This is a genomic window from Bradyrhizobium sp. RT6a (assembly GCF_040547675.1).
Classification (GTDB): Bacteria; Pseudomonadota; Alphaproteobacteria; order Rhizobiales; family Xanthobacteraceae; genus Bradyrhizobium.
This window is the reverse complement of the sequence record NZ_JBEPQC010000004.1, coordinates 15,291-33,666: the sequence shown is the minus strand read 5'-3', so window position 1 is coordinate 33,666 and position 18,376 is coordinate 15,291. Positions and strand designations below refer to the sequence as shown.

At 64.0% G+C, this 18,376-nt stretch carries 19 protein-coding genes; 14 read left to right on the top strand and 5 right to left on the bottom strand.

Annotated features, from left to right (window positions below):
* Window positions 1-55 precede the first annotated feature (55 nt).
* From ABIC03_RS21890 to ABIC03_RS21860, 7 genes are all read left to right on the top strand, one after another.
* The gene (locus ABIC03_RS21890; RefSeq protein ID WP_007599594.1) at window positions 56-898 is read left to right on the top strand and encodes a fumarylacetoacetate hydrolase family protein; all 843 of its coding nucleotides are present in this window, start codon (window positions 56-58) and stop codon (window positions 896-898) included.
* A gap of 157 nt (window positions 899-1,055) precedes the next feature.
* On the top strand, window positions 1,056-1,667 hold the full coding sequence (locus ABIC03_RS21885; protein ID WP_354060968.1) for a glutathione S-transferase family protein: 612 nt from the start codon (window positions 1,056-1,058) through the stop codon (window positions 1,665-1,667).
* A 15-nt stretch (window positions 1,668-1,682) separates the two neighbouring features.
* Window positions 1,683-2,549, top strand: a complete 867-nt coding sequence (locus ABIC03_RS21880) for an MBL fold metallo-hydrolase (RefSeq protein WP_354060966.1) — start codon at window positions 1,683-1,685, stop codon at window positions 2,547-2,549.
* A gap of 37 nt (window positions 2,550-2,586) precedes the next feature.
* Window positions 2,587-3,738 carry an alpha/beta hydrolase gene (locus tag ABIC03_RS21875; RefSeq protein WP_354060964.1) on the top strand — a complete coding sequence of 384 codons (1,152 nt, stop codon included), beginning with the start codon at window positions 2,587-2,589 and terminating at the stop codon, window positions 3,736-3,738.
* Window positions 3,739-3,800: 62 nt separating this feature from the next.
* Window positions 3,801-4,772, top strand: a complete 972-nt coding sequence (mbfA, locus tag ABIC03_RS21870; RefSeq protein WP_354060962.1) for an iron exporter MbfA — start codon at window positions 3,801-3,803, stop codon at window positions 4,770-4,772.
* A gap of 238 nt (window positions 4,773-5,010) precedes the next feature.
* Window positions 5,011-6,483: an amidase gene (locus ABIC03_RS21865; RefSeq protein ID WP_354060960.1), complete on the top strand. Its 1,473-nt coding sequence runs from the start codon at window positions 5,011-5,013 to the stop codon at window positions 6,481-6,483.
* 10 nt (window positions 6,484-6,493) lie between these two features.
* The gene (locus ABIC03_RS21860) at window positions 6,494-6,847 is read left to right on the top strand and encodes a nuclear transport factor 2 family protein (protein ID WP_354060958.1); all 354 of its coding nucleotides are present in this window, start codon (window positions 6,494-6,496) and stop codon (window positions 6,845-6,847) included.
* Window positions 6,848-6,904: 57 nt separating this feature from the next.
* Here the strand turns inward: ABIC03_RS21860 and ABIC03_RS21855 are convergent, their stop codons facing one another.
* Window positions 6,905-7,387, bottom strand: a complete 483-nt coding sequence (locus ABIC03_RS21855) for a CinA family protein (protein ID WP_354060956.1) — start codon at window positions 7,385-7,387, stop codon at window positions 6,905-6,907.
* A 165-nt stretch (window positions 7,388-7,552) separates the two neighbouring features.
* On the opposite strand from ABIC03_RS21855, the gene ABIC03_RS21850 reads away from it, so the two are divergent.
* From ABIC03_RS21850 to ABIC03_RS21840, 3 genes are read left to right on the top strand one after another with little or no spacing between them, the layout of a single operon-like run.
* Window positions 7,553-8,611: an amidohydrolase family protein gene (locus tag ABIC03_RS21850; protein WP_354060954.1), complete on the top strand. Its 1,059-nt coding sequence runs from the start codon at window positions 7,553-7,555 to the stop codon at window positions 8,609-8,611.
* A 22-nt stretch (window positions 8,612-8,633) separates the two neighbouring features.
* The gene (locus ABIC03_RS21845) at window positions 8,634-9,743 is read left to right on the top strand and encodes an amidohydrolase family protein (protein ID WP_354060952.1); all 1,110 of its coding nucleotides are present in this window, start codon (window positions 8,634-8,636) and stop codon (window positions 9,741-9,743) included.
* Window positions 9,743-10,156 carry a Rieske (2Fe-2S) protein gene (locus ABIC03_RS21840; RefSeq protein WP_354060950.1) on the top strand — a complete coding sequence of 138 codons (414 nt, stop codon included), beginning with the start codon at window positions 9,743-9,745 and terminating at the stop codon, window positions 10,154-10,156. The genes ABIC03_RS21845 and ABIC03_RS21840 overlap by 1 nt, the downstream gene beginning before the upstream one ends.
* Window positions 10,157-10,192: 36 nt before the next feature.
* Here the strand turns inward: ABIC03_RS21840 and ABIC03_RS21835 are convergent, their stop codons facing one another.
* Window positions 10,193-11,092 carry a transcriptional regulator GcvA gene (locus ABIC03_RS21835; protein ID WP_354060948.1) on the bottom strand — a complete coding sequence of 300 codons (900 nt, stop codon included), beginning with the start codon at window positions 11,090-11,092 and terminating at the stop codon, window positions 10,193-10,195.
* Between the two features lie 110 nt (window positions 11,093-11,202).
* On the opposite strand from ABIC03_RS21835, the gene ABIC03_RS21830 reads away from it, so the two are divergent.
* A complete protein-coding gene (locus ABIC03_RS21830; RefSeq protein ID WP_007599575.1) occupies window positions 11,203-11,406 on the top strand; it encodes a DUF1127 domain-containing protein in 204 nt (67 codons plus the stop codon).
* Between the two features lie 80 nt (window positions 11,407-11,486).
* Window positions 11,487-12,110 (top strand): GNAT family N-acetyltransferase, encoded by a 624-nt coding sequence (locus ABIC03_RS21825; protein ID WP_354060946.1) that lies wholly within the window; start codon window positions 11,487-11,489, stop codon window positions 12,108-12,110.
* A gap of 52 nt (window positions 12,111-12,162) precedes the next feature.
* On the opposite strand, the gene ABIC03_RS21820 is transcribed toward ABIC03_RS21825, so the two are convergent.
* Both ABIC03_RS21820 and ABIC03_RS21815 read right to left on the bottom strand, forming a co-directional pair.
* Entirely contained in the window at window positions 12,163-12,993 is an 831-nt protein-coding gene (locus ABIC03_RS21820) for an enoyl-CoA hydratase (RefSeq protein WP_354060944.1), read from the bottom strand.
* A 112-nt stretch (window positions 12,994-13,105) separates the two neighbouring features.
* Complete coding sequence (locus ABIC03_RS21815; protein WP_354060942.1) at window positions 13,106-13,807, bottom strand: SDR family NAD(P)-dependent oxidoreductase; 702 nt, start codon at window positions 13,805-13,807, stop codon at window positions 13,106-13,108.
* A gap of 231 nt (window positions 13,808-14,038) precedes the next feature.
* Here ABIC03_RS21815 and ABIC03_RS21810 point away from each other — a divergent pair, with 231 nt between their 5' ends.
* The gene (locus tag ABIC03_RS21810; protein WP_354060940.1) at window positions 14,039-15,823 is read left to right on the top strand and encodes an acyl-CoA dehydrogenase family protein; all 1,785 of its coding nucleotides are present in this window, start codon (window positions 14,039-14,041) and stop codon (window positions 15,821-15,823) included.
* Window positions 15,824-15,867: 44 nt separating this feature from the next.
* Window positions 15,868-16,956 (top strand): Zn-dependent alcohol dehydrogenase, encoded by a 1,089-nt coding sequence (locus ABIC03_RS21805; protein WP_354060938.1) that lies wholly within the window; start codon window positions 15,868-15,870, stop codon window positions 16,954-16,956.
* A 21-nt stretch (window positions 16,957-16,977) separates the two neighbouring features.
* Here the strand turns inward: ABIC03_RS21805 and ABIC03_RS21800 are convergent, their stop codons facing one another.
* Window positions 16,978-18,348 (bottom strand): putative hexosyltransferase, encoded by a 1,371-nt coding sequence (locus ABIC03_RS21800; RefSeq protein ID WP_354060936.1) that lies wholly within the window; start codon window positions 18,346-18,348, stop codon window positions 16,978-16,980.
* Between the last annotated feature and the right edge of the window lie 28 nt (window positions 18,349-18,376).

Below are 18,376 nucleotides of genomic sequence, written 5' to 3'. Positions count from 1 at the left end.
CGCCCTGTTCCATGAAGCTGTTCAACCGATCGGTCCATTCCAGGGAGAAACGAGAATGAAGCTTGTTCGTTATGGCGAGAAGGGTGCGGAAAAGCCCGGCCTGATCGACAAATCCGGCCAGTTGCGCGACCTGTCGGCGCATGTGAAGGACCTGACCGGCGAGGCCTATTCGCCCGAGAGCCTGAAGAAGCTGGCGGCGCTCGATCCCGCCTCGCTGCCCGCCGTCTCCGGCAAGCCGCGGTTCGGCGCCCCCGTCACCGGCATGTCGAAATTCGTGGCGATCGGCCTCAACTACAGCGACCACGCCAAGGAGACCGGCGCGGAGATCCCGAGCGAGCCGATCATTTTCATGAAGGCCAACACCTCGCTGTCCGGCCCGAACGACGCCGTCGAGAAGCCGCGCGGCTCGACCAAGCTCGACTGGGAGGTCGAGATCGCCGCGATCATCGGCACGCGCGCAAAATACGTCTCGGAAGCCGACGCGCTCAACCACGTCGCCGGCTACTGCGTCTGCAACGACGTCTCCGAGCGCGCCTTCCAGATCGAGCGCCTGGGTCAGTGGACCAAGGGCAAGTCGCACGACACGTTCGGCCCGCTCGGCCCCTGGCTCGCCACCAAGGACGAGATCAAGGACGTGCAGAACCTGCCGATGTGGCTCGACGTCAACGGTCAGCGCCGTCAGACCGGCTCGACCAAGACCATGATCTTCTCGATGGCCAAGTGCATCTCCTATGTCTCGCAGTTCATGACGCTGCTGCCGGGCGACATCATCACGACAGGCACCCCGCCCGGCGTCGGCCTCGGCATGAAGCCGCCGACCTTCCTCAATGTCGGCGACGTCATCACGCTCGGCATCGAGGGCCTCGGCGAGCAGCGCCAGGAGATCGTCGCGGCGTAAGCCGCGGCCAGCGCAACACTCGTCGTCATGCCCGGGCTTATCCCGGGCATCCACGTCTCACAGTCTAACCACGCGGAAGCGCGCGGATGGCCGGGTCAAGCCCGGCCATGACGGAGGAGATACCGTTTGCTCAAGACCGATCGCAGGGAATTGTCCCATGAAGCTCACCTTCTCCCCCGCCTCGCCCTTTGCCCGCAAGGTGCGCATCGCCGCGATCGAGCTCGGGCTGATCGACAAGATCGAGTTCACGCCGGCAGCCGTCGCGCCCGGCACGGCCAACGAGGACTATTCGCGCATCACGCCGCTGAAGAAGCTGCCGGTGCTGATCACCAATGACGGCGATGTCATCCTGGACTCTTACGTCATCGTCGAATACCTCAACGAGATGGCCGGCGGCAGCCTGATCCCCGACTACGGTCCGCGGCGCTGGAAGGCCAAGACCAATCATTCCCTGATCAACGGCATGCTCGATTCCATGCTGCTGTGCCGCTACGAGAAGATGGTGCGGCCGCAGGGCCTGCAATGGCAGGCTTGGTCGGACGACCATTGGAATCGGGCCTGGACCGGCATGGCTCGCTTCGAGAACATGCCTGAAGTGCTCAACGGCCCGTTCGATATCTCGCAGATCGGCCTCGTTTGCGTGCTCGGCTATGCCGACTTCCGCTTCGCCGATTGCGGCTGGCGCAAGGCCTATCCGAAGCTCGACGCCTTCCACCAAAAGATGCTCGAGCGGCCCTCCGTGAAGATCTCGGTGCCGCCGGCCGCGTAAAGCGCAGGAGTTCTTATGAGCCTGAAATACTCGGTCGGCGATCTCACCATCCATCGGATCATCGAGCAGGAGACGACGTTCCTCCCGGCACTGGAGCTCATCCCTGGTCTGACGCCGGAGGTGCTGGCCGAGAACCGCGCGTGGATGCGAGAAACCAAGGCGATCGACGACCAGGATACGCTGATCCTGTGTTTCCAGTCCTATGTGATCAAGACGCCGCATCACACCATTTTGGTCGACAGCTGCATCGGCAACGACAAGCCGCGGCCGCGGCCGAAATGGAATATGAAGACTGATGATGCCTATATGCGCGGTCTCGCCGCCGCAGGTTTCTCCGTCGACGACATCAATTTCGTGATGTGCACGCATCTGCATGTCGATCATGTCGGCTGGAACACGCGGCTGGAGAACGGCCGCTGGGTGCCGACCTTCCCCAAGGCGCGCTACGTCTTCGCCCAGCAGGAATTCGATCACTGGACCGAGCAGAACGCGAAGGCGGAGGTGCCGCCCTTCGCCGACAGCGTACTGCCGGTGGTCGAAGCCAAACGCCACGAGCTTGTCGGCAACGATCACCAGATCGGCGATCACGTCCGCATCCTGCCGACGCCGGGCCACACACCGGGCCACATCGCCATCACGATGGGCCACGGCAAGGACGATGCCGTGTTCTCCGGCGACCTCATGCACTCGCCCATCCAGACGCTCTATCCGGAGCTGTCGGTCAAGTTCGACCTCGATCAGGCCAAGGCGGCAACGACGCGCCGCAGCTTCCTGGAACGCTATTGCGACACCGACACGCTGTGCTGCACCGCGCATTTCCCCTCGCCGTCGGTGGGGAAGATCCGGCGCAAGGGCAGCGGGTTCGTTTGCGCGGCGGTGTAGCGAGATCCCGTAGATTCCACCCAAGTGGAGAGACACGATGACAGCGCTCCCCGACATCCCCCTCCCCGCTGGCATCCGCTCACGCTATGTCGACGACATCAACGGCCTGCGCATCCATGTGCTGGAGGCCGGCTTCGAGACCAAGGGGCGGCCCTGCATCCTGCTGCTGCACGGCTTTCCGGAGCTCGCCTTCTCCTGGCGCAAGGTGATGCCGGCGCTCCGCTCGGCCGGCTACCACGTGATCGCGCCGGACCAGCGCGGTTATGGCCGGACGACGGGATGGAGCGCGGATTACGACGGCGACCTCGCGCCCTTTTCGCTCTTCAACCTGGTGCGGGATGCGCTCGGGCTGGTGTCGGCGTTCGGCTACAGGCAGGTCGATGTGGTCGGACATGATTTCGGCAGCCCGGTCGCGGCCTGGTGCGCGCTGATGCGGCCCGACGTGTTTCGTTCGGTGGCGATGATGAGCGCACCGTTCGGCGGAGCGCCGCCGCTGCCGTTCAACACGATCGACGCGCCCGCAAAGGCACCGGCTGAAGACCCCGTGCATCGCGAGCTCGCCGCCTTGCCGCGTCCGCGCAAGCATTATCAGTGGTACTATGCCACACGCCCGGCCAACGCGGACATCCACCGCGCGCCGCAAGGCGTGCATGATTTCCTGCGCGCCTACTATCATCACAAGAGTGCGGACTGGACCGACAACAAGCCATGTCCGCTGAAATCCTGGTCGGCAAACGAGCTGGCGAAGCTGCCGACCTATTATGTGATGGACCTGAACGAGACCATGGCCGAGACGGTCGCGAAAGAGATGCCCTCGCCGGCCGCGATCGCCGCCAACCAATGGCTGCCCGACCGCGAGCTCGCCTACTACAGCGCCGAATATGGCCGCACCGGATTCCAGGGCGGCCTGCAATGGTACCGCTGCGGCACATCGGGCGCATTCAACAGCCAGCTCCAATTGCTCGCCGGCCGCACCATCGATGTCCCCTCCTGCTTCATCTCGGGCAAGCAGGATTGGGGCACTTATCAGCGTCCGGGGGTGTTCGAGGCCATGCAGGCGCGGGCCTGCACGAAGCTGCTCGGCTGCCACCTTGTCGATGGCGCCGGTCACTGGGTGCAGCAGGAGCAGCCGGCCGAGGTAAGTCGGCTACTGCTCGATTTCCTGGCGAGGAGCCGCGGCGTGATTTGACCCTGGAACCCCGCCGCCTTATATAGTTTAGAATTATTCTAAACTAATGAGACGGGGCCGCCGTGAAGAATTTTGCCGATCTGACCGAGCGCGAGGTGCTTGCGGTCGCGATCTCCTCCGAGGAGGAGGACAGCCGCATCTATATGAGCTTCGCCGAAGACTTGAAGGAGCGCTATCCGGACTCCGCCAAGATCTTCGAGCAGATGGCCGAGGAAGAGCGCGGCCATCGTCACATGCTGCTGGAAATCTACGAGCAGCGCTTCGGTCCGCATTTGCCCCCGATCCGCCGCGAGGACGTCAAAGGCTTTCTGCGCCGCCGTCCGGTCTGGCTCACGAAAAACCTGCCGCTCGACACCGTCCGCAGGGAAGTCGAGACAATGGAATTGCAGGCTGAGCGCTTTTACGTGAAGGCCGCCGAACAGGCGCAGGATGTCGGCGTGCGCCGCCTGCTCGGCGATCTGGCCGAAGCCGAGAAAGGCCACGAAGAGGTGGCCGCAAAGCTGACGGACCAGATCCTGAGCTCCGACGTGCGCGCCGAGGAAGACCGCACCAACCGGCGCATGTTCGTGCTGCAATATGTGCAGCCGGGTCTCGCCGGCCTGATGGACGGCTCCGTCTCGACGCTGGCGCCGCTGTTTGCGGCTGCCTTCGCGACGCATCAGAATTGGCAAACCTTTCTGGTCGGCCTCGCCGCCTCGATCGGTGCCGGCATCAGCATGGGTTTTGCGGAGGCGCTGTCCGACGACGGCTCGCTGACCGGTCGCGGTTCGCCCTGGCTGCGCGGTCTCACCTGCGGCTTGATGACGACGCTCGGCGGGCTTGGACACACCTTGCCGTATCTCGTGCCCGATAGCTGGGCCAACGCCTTCTGGATCGCGACCGGAATCGCCGGAATCGTCGTGTTCTTCGAATTGTGGGCGATCGCCTTTATCCGCGCGCGCTACATGGACACGCCGTTCCTCCAGGCCGTATTCCAGATCGTGCTTGGTGGCGCGATCGTGCTCGCCGTGGGGATATTGATCGGAGCGGCGTAACAGCCTCACTCGGTGTCATGCCCCGCGAGGGCGCAGCATCCAGTACGCCGCGACCTCTCCGTGTCCGATCGGCGCCGGTGGAATACTGGATCGCCCGGTCAAGCCGGGCGATGACTGCGAGTGGGTGCTTGGCTCACTGCGTTCCGTCTCGCTCACATGTCAATCGCGATCAAACGGCGGTTGCAGGATTCGGCCAAACTGCGCATCATCGTTCGACAATAAGAACAGGAGATGCGCCATGGCGAAATCCGAATGGAGCTTCAAGAGCGCAGTCGCGCTGTCGGCCGCGTTGACCGCGAAGAAGGTCTCAGCGGTCGAGCTCACGCAGGATGCGATCGACCGAATCGAACGGCACGACGGCAAGGTCAACGCGATCTGCGTCCGGGATTTCGACCGCGCGCTCGACGCCGCACGCGAGGCGGACGCCGCGTTGGCGCGCGGCGAGCGGAAGCCGCTGCTCGGCCTCCCCATCACGGTGAAGGAATCCTACAACGTCGCCGGCCTGCCCACGACCTGGGGCTGGACGCCGCAGAAAGACTTCAAGCCGGCGGAGGACGCGCTGTCGATCGCCCGGGTGAGGGGTGCCGGTGGCGTCATCCTCGGCAAGACCAACGTGCCCGTGGGTTTGGCGGATTGGCAGAGCTACAACGAGATCTACGGCACGACCAACAATCCGTTCGATCTCGGCCGCACGCCGGGTGGCTCGTCGGGCGGCTCGTCTGCGGCGCTCGCGGCAGGCTACGGACCACTCTCGCTAGGGTCGGACATCGGCGGCTCGTTGCGCGTGCCCGCCTTCCATTGCGGGGTCTATGCGCACAAGCCGACCTACAATCTCTGTCCAACACGCGGCCATACGCCGCCGCCATTTCCTGCCATCCCGATGGAGCGCGATATGGCGGTGATCGGTCCGATGGCGCGCAGCGCAGTCGATCTGCCCCTGCTCCTGGACGTGATTTCAGGCCCCGATCCTCTGGACCTGGGCGTAGGATACAAGCTCGCGCTGCCGGAGGCGCGACACCGCGCGCTGAAGGATTTTCGCGTGCTGGTGATCGAAAGCCATCCGTTGCTGCCTGCGAATGCCGACATTCGCGGCGCCATCGAGAAGCTGGCGGACCAATTGTCGCGCGCAGGTGCGAGCATCACGCGCGAAAGCCCGCTGTTTCCCGACTTCACGGATGCCTCTCGCCTCTACATGCGCATGCTGATGGGTTTTCTCGGCGCCTTCCTTCCGCCGGACATTCTCGCCGGCGCGCGTGCCGGAGCAGCGCAGCTCTCGCCTGAGGACAAGAGCCTTGCTGCCGAGCGGCTGCGCGGCATGACCAGCACACATCAGGCCTGGGTGTTCGACGAAGGCGCTCGGGCCGGCCTGCGCGCGCAATGGCGACACCTGTTCAGGACATTCGATGCGGTGATCTGCCCGATCATGCCGACCCCGGCCTATCCGCATGATCATTCGCCGGAGCAGGAAGAGCGCCGGATCAATATTGATGGCAAGGACTTTGCCTATCCGGACCAGCTTGCGTGGCCCGGCATCGCCACGCTGACCGGCCTGCCGGCAACGGCTGTTCCGCTCGGTCTATCGAAGGCCGGCCTGCCGGTCGGTGTGCAAATCATCGGGCCCTTCCTCGAGGACCGCACGCCGCTGAAGCTCGCCGAGCTGATCGAACGCGAATTCGGCGGGTTCGTGCCGCCGCCCTTGTTCAATGACTGAGGGAAATCTCATGAGCAACGACCTCGAACAGCTCACCGCGCTCAACCGCGACTATGTCGCCTCCGTGCAGAATTGCGACGTCAAGCGCTTCGACGAAATTTTGGCGCGGGAGTTCTACTGCTCCAATCCCGACAAGACGCTGGTCGATCGCGAGGCCTTCCTGAAGCAGACGGCGCGGCCGATTGCGATCCGGAATCTCAGGGAGCACGACGTCATCATCCGCATCATGAGCGATTTCGCCATCATCCACGCGGCGACGAGCTACACCAATGCGGACGGCCAGCAGGCCACCGGGCGCTATACCGATTGCTGGGCGAAGAGAGGCGAGACGTGGCTGGCTGTGTCGGCGCACGTGTCGCGGTAAAGAGCGCGTCACACCACACCTTCTCCGGGACAGCCAGATATTCGGGAGGCCGCGAGCTCACCGCTCCAGATTCTTCAGCAGCAATTTCAGCGCTGTCGCCGCAAAGGTCTGCATATTGGCCAAGCGGTCGTTGCTGCCCGTCTCCAGCGTCATCACCTCAACTGCGGGCCCGGCGACCGCCATGCAGCTATGGCCCGCTGCATCGCCGTAGCGATTGCCGGTCGGACCGGACGCGCCGGTCTCGGACAGGCCCCAATCGCAGTTGAAACGGCCGCGCATCCGCTCGGCCAGCAGTTGCGCGTAGGGCTCCGACGAGGAACGAAAGCCCTTCATTCCTTCGTCTGAAATATCCATCAGCACGCGCCTGGCATCGCGGGTGTAGACCACGGCACCGCCGAGGAAATAAGCGGACGCGCCGGGCACCGCGAGAAGGGTGGCCGAGATCAGGCCGCCGGTCGAGGATTCCGCCACGGCAATGGTCTGTTTGCGCGGGATCAGCTTCGCTGCCACCTGTTCCGCAATGCCGACGAGCTCTTTCATTCGTTGACCCCTTATTCCTTCGCAACCGAGCTCGGCCTTTCTAGCATATGACAGCGCCCTTGGCCGAGTTGCAGCCAACGGGCAGGCCTGCTTGAATGGCGGCCAAAGGCGGAGCGGCCAAGCACTGCCCGAGAAGGCGCGACGAGGAAACGCGAAGGACACGTCATGGCGTCCCTGATCGCCGGCGGGGTGGATTGCGATGTGCATCCGGCCGTGCCGCATCTGACCAGCCTGCTGCCGTACCTGAACGACTATTGGCGCGATCAGGTGACGACGCGCGGCATGGTCGATCTCATCTCGCAATCCTACCCGCAAAACTCGCCGATCACGGCGCGGCCCGACTGGCGCCCCGGAAGCGGCAAGCCGGGCGAGAGCCTTGCGGACATGCAGCGCCATGTGCTCGATCCCTTTCAGCTCTCGCATGCCATCTGCAATCCGCTCTACGGCGTGCAGATGGTGTTTTCCGAGGATCTGCAGGCCGCCTTCTGCCGCGCACTGAACGAGTGGCTCACGAAAGAATGGCTCGATCGCGATCAGCGGCTGCGCGGCTCCATCGTGATCCCCACCCAAAGCGTCGAGAAGGCCGTCGCCGAGATCGAGCGCTGTGCGGCGGATCGACGCTTCGTGCAGGTGCTGATGCTGGTGATGGGCGATACGCCGCTCGGCAAGCGCGCGCTATGGCCGATCTACGAGGCAGCAGAACGGCTGGACCTGCCGATCGGCATTCACGCCGGTTCCGCCTATCACAACCCGCCGACCGCCGTGGGCTGGGGTTCCTACCACATCGAGGATTATGCCGGTCAGGCCCAGGCGTTCCAGACCCAGCTCACCAGCCTGATCGTCGAGGGCGTATTCGCCAAATATCCGCGGCTGAAGATGGTGATGCTGGAATCAGGCGTGTCCTGGATCTCGCCCTTTCTCTGGCGCCTTCACAAGTTCTGGCGGGGCGTGCGGATGGAGACGCCGTGGGTTGATCGCGCGCCGCTGGAGATTGTGCGCAGCAACATCCGCTTCTCGTTGCAGCCATTCGACGCGCCGCCGGATGAGGCGACATTAATTCGCCTGTTTGATCATATGCAGTCGGACGAATTAGTCCTATTCTCCACCGACTATCCGCACTGGCAGTTCGACGGCCAGGAGGCGCTGCCCGCAGGTCTCACCCCCGATCTCGTGCGCAAGATCATGATCGATAATCCGCATGCGACCTATCCCCGCCTGACTTAGCCGCTGCCAAGGAGGCAAGGCGATGAATATTCAGTTCCGCGAAAGCTCCGAAGCCGCTTCCCCACTCGCCGTCAAAACCGCGATCGCGGACTGCGACATCCATCCGGCACGCGCGACCCGCGCCGAACTCTATCCTTACCTCGCCAAACGCTGGCAGCATCATCTCGAAATCTATGGCGTCCATGCCTATCAGGGCATGATGGAAGGTCCGCCCTATCCGAAGGCCCAGCCCAACGCCTCGCGCCGCGACGCCTATCCGCCGGAAGGCGGGCCGCAGGGCTCATCGCTGTCCTTCATGCAGAAGCAGCTGCTCGATCCCCACAACGTGCAGCTCGGCGTGCTCAATCCCCTCAACACCGGACAGGGCATCCGCAATCACGAGCTCTCGGCCGCCTTGTGCTCGGCGATCAACGACTGGCAGATCGACAAATGGACCAGCAAGGACAAGCGGCTGAAGGCGTCCATCGTCGTCGGCAATGAGGACGGGCTGTCGGCCGCCGCGGAAATCCGCGAGCGCGCCGGCGACAAGAATTTCGTGCAGGTGCTGCTGCTCAGCCGCAATGTCGAGCCGCTCGGCCAGCGCCGCTACTGGCCGATCTATCAGGCCGCGGAAGAGGCCGGCCTTCCCGTCGGCGTCCACGCCTTCGGCTTCGGCGGCAACCCGATCACGCCGTCGGGCTGGCCTTCCTATTACATCGAGGAGATGGTCGGCCATTCGCAGTGCCAGCAATCGGCGCTCGCGAGCCTCGTGCTGGAGGGCGTGTTCGAGCGCTTCCCGAAGTTGAAGATGGTGATGATCGAGGCCGGCTTCGGCTGGGCGCCGTCGCTGGCGTGGCGACTTGACAAGGTCTGGCAGCGGCTGCGGAGCGAGGTGCCGCACGTCAAACGGCCGCCGTCCGAATATATCCGCGAGCAGGTGTGGTGGACGACGCAGCCGATGGAGGATCCGGAGCGGCGCGAGGATCTGTTCGACGTCATCAAGTGGATCGGCTGGGACCGGCTGCTGTTCGCGACCGACTATCCGCACTGGGATTACGACGAGCCGTCGCGCGTGCTGCCCGCGGGCGTCAGCGACGACAACCGCGAGGCGTTCTATCTCGGCAATGCGAAGAAGCTGTACGGGATCAGTTGATGGCGCGGCATGTGATTGCCGCGGTCGACGAGCTTCCGCCCGGCACGCGAAAATTTCTGGAGATCGACGGACGGCCGATCGCAATCTTCAACATCAAGGGTGAATATTTCGGCCTGATGAACCGCTGCCCGCATCAGGGCGCGGCGCTGTGCGAGGGGCCGCTCATCGGGCTCGCGCAATCGACGGATCCGGGCGAGATCGAATACACCAAGCTCGGCGAAATCATTCGCTGCCCATGGCATGGCTGGGAGTTCGACATCCGCACCGGCCAGTCCTATTGCGACCCCCGCCGCTTCCGCGTGAAGGCCTATCCGGCTCATGTCGAGCCGGGTGCGAGCGTTGTGAAGGGGCCGTATGTCGCCGAGACTGTCGCGGTGAAGGTCGAGAGCGATTACGTCGTGGTGGAGTTGTAGCGAGAAGCAGGTGGCCGGACATGCGCCGGCACGATCTCAGGCTTTATTCTGCGTTGCAGTGATCATCCAATCGCGGAATGCGGCGAGCTTCGGCGCCCCGCGGCGGCCCTCCGGCGCGACCAGGTAGAAGCCGGCATCGGCCGGCAGCGCGATCTTGAAGGGAACCACGAGCCGGCCCTTGGCGATGTCGTCCTGGACGTAGGAGGTCCGCCCCATCGCCACGCCGATGCCGTCGATCGCGGCCTGGATTGTCATGAAGATCATGTCGAAGGTGATGCCGGGCTGCCTGGCGATGTCGGCCGGCTGACCTGCCGCGGTCAACCACAGCCGCCAGTCGTCGCTGTTGGCATTGGAGGTGTGCAGCAGCATGTGGCTCTTGAGGTCCTCCGGACAGCGCAACGGCTTGTCGCCACGGAGGAGAGACGGGCTGCAGACCGGAAACAGCTCGTCCGCCATCAGCCAGTCGGCGCGCAAGCCCGGCCACTGGCCGCGCCCGTAGCGGATCGCGGCGTCGACATTGTCGCGCTGGAAGTCGACGAGGCCGGTCGAGGTGGTGATGCGAACGTCGATGCCCGGATGGTGCTCCTGGAAATCGGTCAGCCGCGGCAGCAGCCATTTGGCGGCAAGCGAGGCCAGCGTCGAAACCGTCAGCACCTTGTCGTCGTCCTTGCGCAGCAGCCGATCGGTGGCAAGCCGGAGGTCGTTGAAGGCGGCGCGGACGCCCGGCAAATAGTCGCGCGCCTCGGCCGTCAGCGCCAGCGCGCGGTTCTGCCGGACGAACAGGCGGATACCGAGCTCCTCCTCGAGCCTGCGGATCTGATGGCTGATCGCGGTCTGGGTCACGTTCAGCTCGGACGCCGCCAGCGTGAAGCTGAGATGGCGCGCGGCGGCCTCAAAGGCCCGCAATCCGTTCAGGGAGGGCAATCTGGCAGTCATCTGGCAGCAGGATACATGACGTTATTTCATGCGAAAGAGTACAAATTGTCGTTTGTCGCAGTGCATCAGGAAGCAGATATTAGCGGTCAACTTAGCTCCAGGAGCTGACAATGTCTACTTTGACCCAGAATTCGATGACAAATCATCATGCGCCCGGCTTGATCCATCAGATCGGCGAGACCCTTCACGTCTGGCACGAGCGCTACCGGACCCGGCGTGAGCTCACCAACTGGTCCGCGCGTGACCTTCAGGACGTCGGGCTGTCCTGGAGCGATGTGGCCTACGAGGCCGACAAACCCTTCTGGCGGGCCTGATTGGCCGCCAGGCCGGCGCCGCCTGACTGTGGGGCGCCGGCGGTCCCTTTTCCCTTTGGTCCCCTTGGGGGCGCGGTGTCATGAGCAGCCTTCGCCTGGAAGATTTGAAGCAGTATTCGGACACGCTGCGCACGCGACACGGCGAGGCGCTGCGCGTGCGCTTCGTCGAGCCGCGCGACACCGAGGAGCTCCAGCACTATTTTCGCTCGCTCTCGACGCGCTCCCGCTACAACCGCTTCTTCGGTGCGATCAGCGAACTGCCGCAGGGCCTGCTCCACGAATTCCTCCAGATCGGCGAGCGCGAACGTTTTACCGTGGTGGCGACCATGATGGTCGACGGCTTCGAGACCATCGTCGCCGAAGCGCGCTACGCACTGCATGCCGAAACTGAGACGCTTGAATTCGGCCTGTCGGTTGCGGACCGCTGGCAGGGCCACGGCATCGCCACCGTGCTGATGAAGAATCTCGAATGCCGCGCCGCCGCGCTCGGCGCCGACCACATGTTCGGCGACACGCTACGCTCCAACGCGTCTATGATCTCGCTCGCGCGCAAATCGGGCTTCGCCTTCGTCAAACATCCTGACGATTGGAAGCTGGTGCGCTTCGACAAGGGGATCTCCGTCGCACCGAAGGATATTCCGTGCGCGAGTTGGCGTCTCGTCGCTCTTTCCCGTCAGGCCGATAGCCCCTCAGCCTCGGCCTGACACCACTCGAGCCCGGCCTGGCCAAAACCAGAGCCGGGCATTTTTTTCGCCGCTACTTCCCCGTGAACACCGCCTTGCGCTTCTCGATGAACGCCTGCACCGCTTCCTTGTGATCGGCGGTCGTAGTCAGGCGGACCAGGCGTTCGGCTTCGTGGTCGCGCGCGGTTTCGAAGTCGAACAGCAGAGCCTCGTCGAGATTATCCTTCATGTAGCGCAGCGCGAGGCGCGGACCTCCAGCCAAGGACTTTGCCAGGGCGAAGGCCTCCGCCTGCAATTCGTCATCGGGCACCACGCGGTTGACGAGGCCGATGGCCTCGCACCTTGCAGCATCGACCCGATCGCCGGTAAACAGCAGCTCGCGCGCCCGCGCGGTGCCGACGAGGCGCGTCAACAGCCACGCGATGCCATAATCACCGCTGAGCGCAATGCGCGCATAGCCGGTGGCGACGAAGGCCGATTGCGCGGCGATGCGGATGTCGCACGCCATGGCGATGGCGAGCCCCGCCCCGACCGCCGGCCCCGGCAGCGCCGCGATGGTCGGCTTGCGCACCGACACCAGCGCGCCGGTGAGCAGGCGCTGCCGCTCCTGGAGATCGGCGATGCGATCTTCCAGCGACATCTCCAGCTTCTTGGGGTCGCGATGCGCGCCCATGCCCTTGACGTTGCCGCCGGCGCAGAACGCTTCGCCCGCGCCGGTGATCAGCAGCGCGCCGACATCGGGGTTCTCGCCGCAGGTGCGAATCATCGTGCGCAGCGCCGGGGTCAGCGCGTCTGACAGCGAGTTGCGCGCCTCCGGCCGGTTCAGCGTGATCAATGCGACGCGATCGCGGATCACGCAGAGAAGATCACTGGTGCCGGTATCGATGATGGTGTCCGTGGTCATGATTCCCGCCCTTGTAGGGTGGGCAAAGCGAAGCGTGCCCACCAATTGCTGTTTCGTCGTTGATGGTGGGCACGGCGCTATGCGCCTTTGCCCACCCTACGGCAGCTTGCCTTCAAAACTTCTCCACCCAGGGCCGCAGCTCCAGCTCCCAGCTCCAGGCGCTGCGCGGCTGCTGCAGCACGTTCCAGTAGCTCGCCGCGATGGCATCGGGATCGAGCATCGAATCCGGCTTCTCCGGCGCTTCCGTGCGCGCTGCGCTCCTGATGCCGCCATCGATCACGAAATGTGCGACATGGATGCCTTGCGGCGACAATTCGCGCGCCATGCTCTGCGCCAGCCCGCGCAGTGCAAACTTGCCCATCGCGAACGGTGCGGACTGTGCATAGCCCTTGACGCTAGCCGAAGCGCCGGTGAACAGGATCGCGCCGTGCTGGTTCGGCAGCATGCGCCTAGCCGCTTGCTGCGCCACCAGGAAGCCGCCATAGGCGCTGACCGCAATAGCCTGCGCCACGTCGGCCGGAACGAGATCGACGAACGGCCCGCGCGCGCGGCCGCTGGCGTTATAGACGACCAAATCGGGCGTGCCGATCTCGCGCTCGACCAGGCCGAACAGGCGTTCGACCTCATCAGGGTCGGTGGCATTGCAGGCATAGGCCTTGGCGCCCGTCTCGCTGCAGAGCGCGCCGAGCTTCTCGATTTTTCGCGCGGCCAGCGCCACGCGGATGCCCTGGGCGGACAACAGCCGCGCCAGCGAGGCGCTCAGGCCTTCGCCGGCGCCGACGATGAGGGCGATCTTGTATTTCGGGTGTTCCATGACGTGATCTCTCGAAGACGGGAAGCCGCTGATCTATGCACGGTCCGCGCGGACAACCACCCGGGACGATCACAATTCCGCAGAGCGAATTGCTCCCACGCGGCGATCATGCCTCCCTGACAATTTGCGGCTTTATCCGCTTTCGCGACTGGAGCATGATCGACATCATCTCAAGCGGCAAGCGCCAAATCAGCGCAAAATGACCGCAAGGCGGAAACGAAGAGGACGATCATGCACAAGCCGGCCCCCGCGCAGGCAAAACAGGTCGCGGCCGCACCATCCGGACTGCTGGCTCCCGATACCACCGGCATGAATTTTTACCGCGCCGATCCGGCCCTCACCGATCTCCTGAGCATTCATCTGCCGGAGACGCTATTCCGCCACATCGAGCCGCATCTCGATCGCCTCGGCGAACTCGCCGGCGGACATCTCGACGACTGCGCGCGGCTTGCCGACAGGCATATGCCGGTACTGCATCAGCGCGACAAGTTCGGCCGCGACGTGCAGCGGATCGAATATCACCCGGCCTATCGCGAGTTGGAGAAGGCAGCCTTCGGCGAGTTCGGCATCCACGCGCTCTCGATCCGCAAGGGCATCATGGGCTGGCCGGACAAATATCCCGTCGTCGCCAAGCACGCGTTCACCTTCCTGTTCAACCAGACCGAATTCGGCATGGGCTGCCCGATCAACGTCACCGATGGCTGCGCCAAGCTGCTCGCGAGTTTCGGCAGCGAAGCGCTGAAGGCGAAATATCTCGATGGTCTGACCCAGACCGACATGAGCAAGCTGACGCAAGGCGGCCAGTTCATGACCGAGAAGGAAGGCGGCTCCGACGTCGGCACGCTGACCACGACGGCCGTGCAGGACGGCGACCATTGGCGCCTCACCGGCGAAAAATGGTTCTGCTCCAACGCCGACGCAAAAGTCGTGATGCTGCTGGCGCGCCCCGAAGGCGCCGGCCCCGGCACGCGCGGAGTCGGCCTGTTCCTGATGCCGCGCTTCCTCGACGACGGTTCGCAGAACCACTACCGGATCGTGCGTCTGAAGGACAAGCTCGGCACGCGCTCGATGGCCTCGGGTGAAATCAAGCTCGAAGGCGCGATCGCCTACGCGGTCGGGAAGCTCGACCGCGGCTTCGTGCAGATGGCCGAAATGGTGAACTCGTCGCGGCTTTCAAATGGCGTCAAATCCACCGCGCTGATGCGGCGGGCCTACCATGACGCGATGACGGTCGCGAAGAACCGCGTGGTGTTCGGCAACCGCATCATCGATCTGCCGCTGGGCCGGCGCCAGATGCTGAAGATCATGCTGCCGGTCGAGCAGGCGTTGTCGATGAGCTTTCTCACCGCCGACGCGCTCGACCGCGCCGAGGCCGGCAGCCAGGACGCGGCCGCGCTGCTGCGCATCCTGACCCCCACGCTGAAATTCCGCGCCACGCGCGATGCGAGAAAAGTGTGCGGTGATGCGCTCGAGATGCGCGGCGGCATCGGCTATATCGAGGAGTTCGCGACCGCCCGCCTGCTGCGCGACGCGCATCTCGGCTCGGTCTGGGAAGGCACCGGCAACATCGTCGCGATTGATGCGTTGAGGCGCGCGGTCGGCCGCCACGGCGCCGAATCCGCGCTCGCCGCCGATCTGCACGCCCGGCTAGATGACAGCCTCTCGGTGCCGCAGGCCTGGCGCGACCGGCTGCACACTCTCACCGATCGCGCGGTCGGCTTCGCACGCGAGGTCGCAGGAAAGGCCGACAATGAGGCCGATGCGCGCCGCGCCACCAGCCTGCTCTATCATGTCGCCAGCGCCGTCGCGCTCGCCTGGGAGGCACATCGTATTCACGACATGCGTGGCGATGCGCGAAGACTATTGTTGTCGCGGCTGGTCATTGATCACCGGGTGTCGCCGAGCGACCCGTTCCGGCTGACGGAAAATGCAGTACAGCAGAAGATCGCGGCGCTGCTGCTCGGCGAGCGTGATGCCGGCATGAGCGAGGTTGGCGAACTGGTTCTGGCAGCGTAGGCTGCACCCGCGTTCAAAGCAAAAAAAGCGATAGGGAGTGCTCGATGAAGGCCGCCGTCCTCCATGAAGTCAACAAGCCCCTGGTCATCGAGGATGTCAGCCTGCCGAAGCCCGGCCCGCGCGAGGTCCTGATCCGGACGTCGGTCGCAGGTCTCTGCCACTCCGATCTGCACTTCATGGAAGGCCTGTATCCGCATCCGCTGCCTGCGGTCCTCGGCCACGAATCGGCCGGTGTCGTCGAGCAGGTCGGCTCCGACGTAACTTATGTGAAGCCCGGTGATCATGTCGTCACCTGTCTTTCGGTGTTCTGCGGCACCTGCGACAATTGCACCACGGGCCGGACGGTGCTCTGCACCGACACCACGGTAAAACTGCTGCCGGGGGCTTCCAATCGGATGCAATGGACCCGCTCCGAGAAGCTGCATCAGTTTCTCAACCTCTCGTCCTTCGCCGAGCAGATGCTGGTGCACGAGAACGCGATCGTCAAAATCCGCAAGGAGATGCCGCTCGATCTCGCTGCGCTGATCGGCTGCGGCGTCATCACCGGCTACGGCGCGGTCGTGAACACGGCTAAGGTGACGGCCGGCGAGACCGTGGCCGTGATCGGGTGCGGCGGTGTTGGCATGGCTACGATCAACGGCGCTCAGATCGCAGGCGCCGGCCGCATCATCGCTATCGACACCAATCCGGCCAAGCTCCAGCTCGCGACCAAGCTGGGCGCGACCGACATCATCAACCCCGCAGACGGCGACGTCGTGAAGCAGGTGCGCGATCTCACCAATGGCGGCGTGCATCATTCCTTCGAGGTGCTCGGCCGCAAGGAGACCGCCGAGCAAGCCTTCGGCATGCTCGCCTCGGGCGGCACGGCTACCATCGTCGGGATGATTCCGTTCGGCCAGAAGATCGAGCTGCATGGCTTCGACTTCCTGCGCGAGCGCAGGATCCAGGGCTCATCGATGGGCTCGAACCATTTTCGCGTCGACATGCCGCGGCTGGTGGAATTCTACCTGCGCGGCCGGCTGCACCTGGAGGACTGGATCTCGGCCAAGCTGAAGCTCTCCGAGATCAACGAAGGCTTTGCCGCCATGAAGGCCGGCAAGACGCTGCGCAGCGTGATCATGTTTGACAGCTGATGGCCGGATGAAGCGGGACGCTCAGGATTGAGGCAACTGGTCCGGGCCGGCCAGGTCGCAACGCGACTCTTTCAGGAGCAGCAGCGCCGCAGCTGTGACGAGACCCGTGGTGAGCAGGTACACGGGCGATATGTTCAAACCGGGCCCTTGGATGACCAGATAAGCGAACAATCCCGCGGTCGACGCGATGAAGCCGAGCCAGGCAAGCCTCGGAAAGCGAAATCCACGCTCGCCGTGCCAAAGATCAAGCACGAGATAGTATACGAGAAGGCTGTTGCAGAGTGCCGCCGGCAGCACGCCCAGGACGATTCCGCTTTCGAACGCGAGATAGGAAAGCACGCCGCTGACCTGAGCAATCACCGCGAAGGCCACATAGCGCGGATTGAGGCAGGCCAGCGCGATCGACGCAAGCTCGAACGCGTAGAAATACCGCTCGTGCATCTTCGGGAGCAGATACGGCATGAGCATCAGCGATACACACGCTGCGAGGAGAATAAACTCCGGCCCCGTCCGTTGAGAGCGCGCGATGAAGATCGACAAGGCGAGCCCGCTCCCCGCCGCGAGCACCATACCGACGGCGACCCCGATCGTGTACGGCATTCCCCCGGCCAACACCCAGATGTTGGCCGCGTTCATGGTGAGGCGATTGAATGTGTGAGCCTGGTCCAAATAGACCGCGAGCACGGAGGCCAAGGATCTGCCGGCGACGAGAGCCGGAATGGCGAGAACCACATAGATCCCGGGAACGGTGGCGAGCCATGCCAGGTGGATCCTGCGGCGCAGAACCATGCCGAGCACGAAGGGTCCCAGGAACACGCCCTGAGCCTTCATCGAAAAGGCCATCGCAAATGACGCAACGCCGTTTCGGTCTCGCATGAACAGCGCGACGGAAACCAGGGTGAAGAAGGTCCAGATCGAATCACTCTCCGCCCACATTGCGCCGTTGAAGATCACCGTCGGTGCAAGCCAAACAGCGCAGAAGGCCAGGGAGGCGCGCAATGGCAGCCTTGTCGCTCTCCAGACGATCTGGGCCAGGGCGATCGCGCAGCCCAATTCGAATACTACCGAGATCGCTTTCACGAGGGAAAGTGGCTCGCCTAGCCAATCAAATCGGGCGGCAATCAGCAGGAGGTAGCTGTAGAACGGCGTGTAGTTGGTAAAGGCTTCGGCCAGCCCGGCGACACCGTGATCGCGCGCGAAGACATACCAGGGGATCAGATGCTGAATGGCGTCGTCGGTCGCGTGCTTCCGGGCGACGTAGCGGAGCGCAAGGCCCAGGAGTCCGCATCCGATCGCTACGGCAATTGCAAGCCGCCAACTCTTTGGCAGCGTCTTGCCCGGGTTGACGTCATGCCCGCGGATCGCGTCGTTTCCAACAATCTCTTTTGTCACGCGAGCACTCGTGAGGCTCCATTTTCGT

Coding starts and splice junctions, on each gene's coding strand:
- ABIC03_RS21890 (WP_007599594.1), top strand. CDS start 56: ATGAAGCTTGTTCGTTATGGCGAGAAGGGTGCGGAAAAGCCCGGCCTG.
- ABIC03_RS21885 (WP_354060968.1), top strand. CDS start 1,056: ATGAAGCTCACCTTCTCCCCCGCCTCGCCCTTTGCCCGCAAGGTGCGC.
- ABIC03_RS21880 (WP_354060966.1), top strand. CDS start 1,683: ATGAGCCTGAAATACTCGGTCGGCGATCTCACCATCCATCGGATCATC.
- ABIC03_RS21875 (WP_354060964.1), top strand. CDS start 2,587: ATGACAGCGCTCCCCGACATCCCCCTCCCCGCTGGCATCCGCTCACGC.
- ABIC03_RS21865 (WP_354060960.1), top strand. CDS start 5,011: ATGGCGAAATCCGAATGGAGCTTCAAGAGCGCAGTCGCGCTGTCGGCC.
- ABIC03_RS21860 (WP_354060958.1), top strand. CDS start 6,494: ATGAGCAACGACCTCGAACAGCTCACCGCGCTCAACCGCGACTATGTC.
- ABIC03_RS21855 (WP_354060956.1), bottom strand. CDS start 7,387: ATGAAAGAGCTCGTCGGCATTGCGGAACAGGTGGCAGCGAAGCTGATC.
- ABIC03_RS21850 (WP_354060954.1), top strand. CDS start 7,553: ATGGCGTCCCTGATCGCCGGCGGGGTGGATTGCGATGTGCATCCGGCC.
- ABIC03_RS21845 (WP_354060952.1), top strand. CDS start 8,634: ATGAATATTCAGTTCCGCGAAAGCTCCGAAGCCGCTTCCCCACTCGCC.
- ABIC03_RS21840 (WP_354060950.1), top strand. CDS start 9,743: ATGGCGCGGCATGTGATTGCCGCGGTCGACGAGCTTCCGCCCGGCACG.
- ABIC03_RS21835 (WP_354060948.1), bottom strand. CDS start 11,092: ATGACTGCCAGATTGCCCTCCCTGAACGGATTGCGGGCCTTTGAGGCC.
- ABIC03_RS21830 (WP_007599575.1), top strand. CDS start 11,203: ATGTCTACTTTGACCCAGAATTCGATGACAAATCATCATGCGCCCGGC.
- ABIC03_RS21825 (WP_354060946.1), top strand. CDS start 11,487: ATGAGCAGCCTTCGCCTGGAAGATTTGAAGCAGTATTCGGACACGCTG.
- ABIC03_RS21820 (WP_354060944.1), bottom strand. CDS start 12,993: ATGACCACGGACACCATCATCGATACCGGCACCAGTGATCTTCTCTGC.
- ABIC03_RS21815 (WP_354060942.1), bottom strand. CDS start 13,807: ATGGAACACCCGAAATACAAGATCGCCCTCATCGTCGGCGCCGGCGAA.
- ABIC03_RS21810 (WP_354060940.1), top strand. CDS start 14,039: ATGCACAAGCCGGCCCCCGCGCAGGCAAAACAGGTCGCGGCCGCACCA.
- ABIC03_RS21805 (WP_354060938.1), top strand. CDS start 15,868: ATGAAGGCCGCCGTCCTCCATGAAGTCAACAAGCCCCTGGTCATCGAG.